Genomic DNA, 7,074 nt, shown 5'->3' with positions numbered 1-7,074 from the left:
ATACTCTGTCTGCCCCACCATCTGCTATTTTTCCAACCGTAACTGCTTTATCAACCAAGTTGCCTGTAGCGATAGTTGTAGGTGCAATTTTACCACCTGTAATAGAGGCATTTTTAATGCTTAATGTCGTAGCCGCTAATACAGCGTTAGGAGCAGAATTCGTACCAGTAGTAGCATCTCCTACCACGATTACTCCATCTGTAGTTAAGTTCGCTTTACCAGTTATGTCATTTGTATTTACAGCAGGTTTACCAGGTTCCCACACTTTCGTTGCGTCGTTATATACTAATGCCTGTCCTGTAGTAGTAGGTGGGGTAGGGCTAACTGTCACTTTTTTTATTTTGTTTATTGTATTGTCACCTGCTTTTCCTCCTACATCACCTGTAAGATCTATTTCAGTAGGTACAACAGACACTTTATAGGTTGTGGTATTGCTATTAGTATCTATAGTTTTAGCTACTTCTGTACCACTACCATTCGCTACTACTGTAGTAGGTACTACCATATTAGTGGTAATCAAACTCTTGATATAGGTTTCAAAGTCAGTGCTCTTTTTTAATAAATCGGTAAGAAGTACCTTAGTTTCTACTCCGCGTTCCGGTTTATAGGTTAGTACAGCTTCATTTCCTTCTATAGCTCCTTTAAACTCCGTTAAGGTTTCAAATTTCTTTATTACATCACTGATTTTCATCGTTTGTTCTACTCCTTTATCATCTTTCCATGTGAAGATATAATCTCCATTTTCATGTTTGATCATAACGGTATCTTGCTTCGCTTCTTTTTTGATGTATTCGTATAGGTTTGTATTAGAGATTAGCACATTCCATTTTTTCTTCTCCCAATAGTAAAACCCTGCTATTAGATCTTTAGTTCCATTGTGGTATACAATTAAACTTTCAGGATAGTCCCCACCTTTAATAGTAGTTTTATCCGTATCATTTAATAGATTAACACGAGGTATTAATATCCCTTTATTAGTCGAGTCAACATCTAATATAGAAGTAGAATTAGGTAGTGTTGTACCAATTCCTGTTTGTGCATATAGCCCAACTGTTCCCAATAGGAATAATGCTAAAGTAATTTTCTTTTTCATAACAACAATAATTTGCGAGTAAAATTAACATAAAATAATATGTATAATGTTTTACTTTAAGAGTGCTTATAATAATTATACTTGTTATTTTAAGTTAAAAACAGTGTGATAATTTATTGGTTTATAATTTTATTTAAAAAATAGATAATTTATGTAGTAGTTTATCTACTAAAACAAAAGTCTATATCGTATTTCTACTTCTATTTTAATAAATGTTAAAGACAATTAGTAAATGAGGTTTTTTAATTCTTTAATTATAATTTTTACAGTATTACTGTTTGCTATGATGTAGAAAAGAGGCAAAAAATAGTCTAAAAAGTATCCTTTTTGGATAACATAAAGAAGTGATTTATCTTTTAATCAACCAGTGTAATAAAAAAAGCCCCTCATTAAATTAATAATGAAGAGGCTTTTATTTAAAAAAATAATTGTTGTCGTGATAGTATTTTAAAGCATTTCTATAGTCCAGATTGTTTCTTGAGGCCCACCAACAATAATTGTTGGTGTAGTAACTGGTGCTCCATGCCAAGTTCCATCTCCACTTCCATAATTAGCAGTTTTGATTTGTAAAAAGTCATTTTTATTTAACATAACTATACCTGTAATTGTAGAGTTTTGTGATTCTTTTTTATCTGGTATTGGTGAAACAAATGGCATTGTATTCATAGAAAAATGCTGTTCACCTGTAGAAGGAGTATAATTGTTTTTAACAACTGCTATTCTCCAGTTTTGTTTTGCTTCACTAGTTCCACAAACTATATTTAAAGTAATACGATATATACCATTTTTGGGAATTTTATATAATTTATTGATGTTATCCCATCCGAATTCATTTCCAAAGATTTGTTTTATTTCGTCATAATACTCAGTAAACTGGTTGTAGAACTCCCAACTATGACGAGTCCCATATACCGAAATTTGACCAGGTAATGTATTTAAAATTGTAATAGGATTCGAAGCTGCAGCCCAAGTAGCATTTCCTTCTTGATCTGATATTAAGATATTTCCATGGCTTGCACCAGTTGATAGTTGTATCCCTGTATCTGTTTTTCCTTCATTATTAATTGTTAACTTGTTAGTTGGTATAATAATTCCTATTGCTAAATCACCGTTTTCAGTAATTATGACGTCATTTTGTTGGGTTATAGTATTAGGAGTTCCAATTAAAGGATTATCTTTTTTACCATCTATGTGAAATATTCCGAGAGGATTGGGAGTGTTGATACCTACTTGACCATATATAGTTAAAGTAAATAGTATAATTGTATTTAATAATATACGTTTTTTCATTATATGTGAGTTCTGAAATTATAATATAAATTTTATCTAATTTGTTTTACTAATTCTATTAACAAAGTAGAATATTCTGGTCCACCAATAATTTTCACAGGAGAATTAGGATTCTTTTGATTTGCAACTTTAATTTCTAGTATATCATCTTTGTTTAAAATGGCAAGTCCAGTGACATAGGCTAATTTATCTTTTTCTTCAGACACGATAGAAATGTATGGCATATTTGGCATTAGTTGTTTGGCATTATTTCCCTTAGATATTCCTATTTTATAATAGTCAGACAGTAAGCCAGATTCTAAATAAATTGACATAGAAATTCTATAGATTCCTTTAATGGGTACAATGTATTGTTGTTTAACAATATCCCATCCATATTGATCTCCAAAAATCCCTTTTACATCTTCAATCTTAACATCAAGAAATTTGTCATATTTAGCCATATTGTCAATATTCCCTATTAGAGAAGATACCCCTGTTATTGAATATATTGAAGTCCTTGCTTTTCTTTCAGGGAAACTCCATGTAGCATTACCATCTTTATCTGATATTAAAACTTTTGATTGTGAAGAGGCATTTAACAAACTTAAACCTGTATTACTATCATTTGTTTTTATTTCTAATTTATTTGTTGGATTTAGGATTCCTATCCCGATATTTCCATTATTAGTTACTACTATATCATTAGACTCTTTTTGAGAATGTTTAACATTAGTATTAGCATTGTCATTTTTTCCATCTACATGAAATATAGCCTGAGGAAGTGTTGTATTGATACCTATTTGACCATAACATGATACTGTTTTTAATAAAAGGAATAATAAACTTAGGTAAATTGTCTTCATCTTTATATTTTTGCTTTATATTAAATTAGCTTATAGGTTCTATACTTAATATTGTATGAGATTCTCCTCCATAAATTTTAACAGGTCTACTGCTATCGGTTATATTTGCAACTTTTATCTCAAAGTAATCGTCTTTATTCAAGTCTATAATACCATTAATCGTTGTTAGTTGTTGGACACGTTGACTAAATACACTCATAAAAGGCATGCCTATTATCGGCTTTTGTTCTCCATTTTTGGCTATAATAACTCTCCAATTGTCGGTATAAGAAGTTTGAACATCATTAAAAAAAACCGTTAGTGTTATTCTGTATTTTCCTGTTTTTGGCACCACAAATCGTTGGTTTTGAACATTCCATCCATAGATTTCACCATAAACATTCTTAATATTATCAATACTGATTGTGGTAAATATATTTAACAGCCCCCATGAAGTTTTACTTCCATAAAAATCTTTACTACGTCCTGTGCTAAAAATTACAGAAGTAAAATTTATACTTTGTGTACTTGATTTATCCCAATAAGTACTTCCATCTGCATTAGCTGTAAGTACAGCGCCAGCTCCCGCTCCATTAGGTAGTTTTAATCCTGTATTAGCTCCTGTTCCATTATCTATTACCAATTTATTAGTAGGATTTATTGTTCCTATTCCTAGATTGCCTTCTGCCGTAACTACTACATCATTTGCTATCTGGGCAGGTGTTAGAGGACCAGTTAGATTATTATCTCCCTTACCATCTACATGAAATACAGTAAGAGGGCGAGGCGTGTTAATTCCTGTTTGTGCATATAATCCTATGTTTGCTAATAATGACAATGCTATTACAAGCTTCTTTTTCATAATTGAATTAATTTAACATCAAAATTAACTTAAAAAGTATAGTAAAATTCATTAAATATTATAATTAATACAGTGTTTTAAAAAACTCAGGCGATTTAACATTTTTTTGTGTTTTCGGGATTATTTTGTATTTAATTCAGTTTAAAGTGAGTTTTTGTGTTAATCTTTTTGTTTTGTTTTTTAGAGAGGTTATTTTGTTGTTTTGTATACAGGGTGTTTTTTTTATGATAGTTATGATTTTTACAACTAGTTGTTTTGGCTCTTTTTTCACCCTGTTTTAGGCTTGTATCTCAGTGTTTATTTGGTGTTGTAGGATATGTTTGTCAGCGGATAGCATGGTGTAGTTTGCAGAGTATAAAAGTATAAAAAACGCGAGTACGGCGTTTTTTTACATCAAAAGGGCAAAAAAAGTAAAGTGTTTGAAGCGGGGTGGAAGATATTTTTTATTGCCCGTAGGGCAAATTTTTTTATATCTAGAATAGGATATTTACCTATACACAAAAATTAAATAGTGCAGTCAATTACGTATTGGTACTGAGTCAAAATGATAGTTGATTATATAAAAAAAGAATATATTATCTGTGAGATATTTATATCACTAAATAGGGAGAATTATTTCAAGTAGGTTATAGTTAACGTATCTATTTTATATTTAGTTTTAACTTTTTAAATTCTAGAATGATTACTAATGAAAAACAACATCCTAACGATCACGCTATTACTTCTGTCTACTTTTATGCAAGCTCAGAAGATAGAGCAAGTCTTTTTAGATAAAGAGGATAAGACCAAAAACTATTATACAAAAATCTATCCTTCTCATTTGCCATGGAAGGGGTATTTAGTCTTAATACCTGGTTTTGGAGAGAGTGCTGAGAAGGTGATGTTAGAAACAGATCTACCACTATTAGCTGCTAAGAGTGGTATGCTAGTGATTATCCCATGTCTGCAAGATGGAGTACTTTCGTTTGGAGTAGATAATACGAGTCAGAGTACATTAGGTCAAATCATAGAAGATGTCAGAAGTAAGCACAAGCTCATGGATCAGCGTTTTTTCATAGGAGGGTTTTCGATAGGAGGAAGTACGGCTATTAAGTACGCACAAGAGACTATAACGAAGCCACATGCTGTATTCGCTATTGATCCTCCTTTAGACTTCGAACGCTTTTATAACTCTAGTCAACGCGAGATAAGATTATCTGGTGTAGACAATGCTAGTGAAGAGAGTGTATATATGATAGATAAAATAGAAGAAGTGATGGGAGGTACTCCTGCTACTGCACTAGAAGCTTTTTATAGTACATCTCCCTATTCATTCACGGATAAGAATCAGACTGCAGTGAAGAAGTTCGGACAACTTCCTTTGAGAATTTATACAGAGCCAGATGTAAACTGGTGGATACATGAGAGAGGTGAGGATCTGACCAGTATGAATGCGACAGAAAGCTCTGCTTTTATCAATGAATTAAGACGTTTAGGAAATGAGCAGGCAACGCTTATCACTACATCCAATAAAGGATACCGCATGAATACTCAGTTGCGTCATCCACATTCTTGGACGATCGTGAATACTCAAGAATTGATCCAATGGTTATTAGCAAGCGATAAGTAGAGGGAAGAGATCACAGCTGTACTGTCTTAGTTCATAAATATTGTCTAGTAATCATATTGTAGTTTACAACAGTCTATATCACCTTATGCCGTTATGCCAGTGACGCTTACTTTATAATTCTTAATTATTTTTGTACCTTTGTATTGTATTTTGCTTCAAATCAGAATCCTATCTGAATGCTTTTTGAACCTAAAAAAGAAGCAAATTCACCTTCCTTAGAATCTTTAAAAAGTACCATTTTTTAAAGGTTAAAATAATCTCATTTTGCGTTTAGCATTTAATTTCTGATTGGATTAATACTGCCTTGTATCTCAGTGTTTTGGGGCTATTGTGCAGTTTTTTTTTGTATTTGTTCGGGGCTTGTTCGGAAAAAGCCCTGTTTTTCCGAACCGCTTCCGAAGGATCCCCGAACAAAGCTCGCATAAAACTTGTGTATCCCTTTTTATCATTGGGTTTGTAGCGTTGTTCGGTAATTACCGAACCATTTTTTTATAGGTTTTTATGGTTCGTTTTGAGAAGAGTAAAAAATACTATTTTTAAAAGATTTAGAATGATTTTTGGTAATAATATAAGGGGGGGGTGACACGCATAATAATGTGTCTGTACTTTAATACACATCACGTTCATTCGACACCCAATGTCGGCACATAAAGTACATATTCGATAACGCATATCACATTATGATGGTACACATCCTATGGATTAACCACCCCGCCTTTCAGGCACCCCTCCACGGGAGGGGAATGCGATATGTAGTAAACGACGTGTCTGCGGTTTGTGTCTGCAGTACTACTATTCCCCTCCTATGGAGGGGTGCCCGTAGGGCGGGGTGGTTTTTAGGTAATACAAATCCAGTTGTTATGTCATTCTGAGCTTGCGAAGAATCCCATTCTATATGTTTGTAGAGTTATGTGTGAGACCCTTCCTATCATCAGTGTGACATAGATTGCGGATGCGTATTTCCATAATATTTTTACTCTACTATATGATAGTATTTATATTCGTTTTATATTCGCTTAATCAAATTAAGGCGTATATAATGAAAGTAAAAGAAAAAGGGCATACCCTTATTATAACGAGTGACGAGGGAGATATAGTAACGTTTCTTAAAAAATTAGAAGAGCAGTATGAGCATAGTCTTGTACATTCTAATTTAATAATAGATTTAACGAAGGCTAAATATACTGTATCCGAAGAGGATTTAGAGTGTTTTGAATCTCTAGCGATACAACATATGGAGGAAGCTAATAAGTCTTTTATTATCGTTATAGAATCAATTGACTTTAATGAATTTGATGGAGATTTAATTATCGCTCCGACTTTACAGGAAGCACATGATTTGATAGAAATGGATGAAATCCAAAGGGACTTAGGGTTTTAAGAACTGTTTTTATTT

Annotated in this window: 5 protein-coding genes and 1 pseudogene; 2 read left to right on the top strand and 4 right to left on the bottom strand. The window is 32.5% G+C overall.

Features of this window, described 5'->3' with window-relative positions; translation table 11 throughout:
• From AABL87_RS17550 to AABL87_RS17535, 4 genes and pseudogenes are all read right to left on the bottom strand, one after another.
• Positions 1-1,093, bottom strand: a pseudogene (locus AABL87_RS17550) (hypothetical protein); the annotation flags it as partial.
• A gap of 447 nt (positions 1,094-1,540) precedes the next feature.
• Complete coding sequence (locus AABL87_RS17545) at positions 1,541-2,383, bottom strand: hypothetical protein (RefSeq protein WP_341277684.1); 843 nt, start codon at positions 2,381-2,383, stop codon at positions 1,541-1,543.
• 32 nt (positions 2,384-2,415) lie between these two features.
• Positions 2,416-3,228 carry a hypothetical protein gene (locus AABL87_RS17540; protein ID WP_341277683.1) on the bottom strand — a complete coding sequence of 271 codons (813 nt, stop codon included), beginning with the start codon at positions 3,226-3,228 and terminating at the stop codon, positions 2,416-2,418.
• Positions 3,229-3,253: 25 nt separating this feature from the next.
• Positions 3,254-4,069 carry a hypothetical protein gene (locus AABL87_RS17535; RefSeq protein ID WP_341277682.1) on the bottom strand — a complete coding sequence of 272 codons (816 nt, stop codon included), beginning with the start codon at positions 4,067-4,069 and terminating at the stop codon, positions 3,254-3,256.
• 688 nt (positions 4,070-4,757) lie between these two features.
• Between AABL87_RS17535 and AABL87_RS17530 the strand changes: the two genes are divergently transcribed.
• On the top strand, positions 4,758-5,678 hold the full coding sequence (locus tag AABL87_RS17530; protein WP_006265679.1) for an alpha/beta hydrolase: 921 nt from the start codon (positions 4,758-4,760) through the stop codon (positions 5,676-5,678).
• Positions 5,679-6,663: 985 nt separating this feature from the next.
• On the top strand, positions 6,664-7,059 hold the full coding sequence (locus AABL87_RS17525; protein WP_232234305.1) for a ribonuclease Z: 396 nt from the start codon (positions 6,664-6,666) through the stop codon (positions 7,057-7,059).
• The last annotated feature ends 15 nt before the right edge of the window (positions 7,060-7,074 follow it).

Source organism: Myroides sp. C4067 (assembly GCF_038039665.1).
Classification (GTDB): domain Bacteria; phylum Bacteroidota; class Bacteroidia; order Flavobacteriales; family Flavobacteriaceae; genus Flavobacterium; species Flavobacterium odoratimimum.
This window is presented reverse-complemented; position numbering and strand designations above follow the sequence as displayed.

Coding starts and splice junctions, on each gene's coding strand:
- AABL87_RS17540 (WP_341277683.1), bottom strand. CDS start 3,228: ATGAAGACAATTTACCTAAGTTTATTATTCCTTTTATTAAAAACAGTA.
- AABL87_RS17525 (WP_232234305.1), top strand. CDS start 6,664: ATGATAGTATTTATATTCGTTTTATATTCGCTTAATCAAATTAAGGCG.
- AABL87_RS17545 (WP_341277684.1), bottom strand. CDS start 2,383: ATGAAAAAACGTATATTATTAAATACAATTATACTATTTACTTTAACT.
- AABL87_RS17535 (WP_341277682.1), bottom strand. CDS start 4,069: ATGAAAAAGAAGCTTGTAATAGCATTGTCATTATTAGCAAACATAGGA.
- AABL87_RS17530 (WP_006265679.1), top strand. CDS start 4,758: ATGAAAAACAACATCCTAACGATCACGCTATTACTTCTGTCTACTTTT.